The organism is Psychrobacter sp. 1Y4 (assembly GCF_051847555.1).
Map to the genome: position 1 here is coordinate 1 of NZ_JBPYDE010000314.1, position 861 is coordinate 861.

Sequence of the window (861 nt, forward strand, 5' to 3'; positions counted from 1 at the left end):
GCATACCAAGCACTTGCTGTCTATTTACGTGACAACGTATAGTCATTATTTAGGTTTTTTTGCTCATCTATCAAAATCAGATGATTGTCTTGAATATAATAAGACTCAATATGTTTATCTTCATATACAATGGTGATTTTGTCTTTGTCTTGACGATAGACGCCAGACTCAAGTAACGGTGCGCGCTGCTGTTCAGCATCGTGATAGGTGCTAGATTTTAATACAGAGCCATCAGAAAATAGGTTCAAAGTGACATCGATACTATCGCAGTCGTCACAAGGCACCATACCACCGTAATCACCCATTAGCGTGGCTTGCAGCGCACTACTGTTCGATTCCGAGTGTATAGTAGAAGGGTGCATATGCCCCTCATTACTGGATTGGGCAGCAGCAATAAGTGATTGCCCTTCTGTAGATTCATTCAAACTGTCATCGGGATTTGATTCAGACATACTGTTGCTTTCTATCTCTTCTGATGTGCTTTGCGTATCAGATTCTGCTGATGCATCGACAAATGAAGCTTTAGTCCTCATGTCTTGATCAGAATTCGAGGAGGCACTATCACAGCCTATCAATAGCACACAGAGTGGCACCGCTAATAAGGACGGTCCCCAGCGTCTTATGACAGTAGATGTGGTAGAGCAAATAGGTGCAAGATATATCATGGTCATACCAAAACAGTTTTTTAAATAGTGTGTCTAAAAATCACCCATGCTATCGGTAACATTAAGTAAATATCGTTACCAAAAACGCGAGACAATGGGTCGTATAAAATTTGCGATAATATAAATATTGGAATTTGAGAGCGTACCTGATTTTTGAAATGTAGACAATTTATCGCTCAAAAGCGACGGAGCTCTC

The 861-nt window shown here is 40.5% G+C and carries 1 protein-coding gene; it reads right to left on the minus strand.

What is annotated here, in order from left to right:
- Positions 1-20: 20 nt before the first annotated feature.
- Positions 21-665 (minus strand): copper resistance protein NlpE N-terminal domain-containing protein, encoded by a 645-nt coding sequence (locus ACS8FC_RS16005; RefSeq protein WP_439297497.1) that lies wholly within the window; start codon positions 663-665, stop codon positions 21-23.
- Positions 666-861 lie beyond the last annotated feature (196 nt).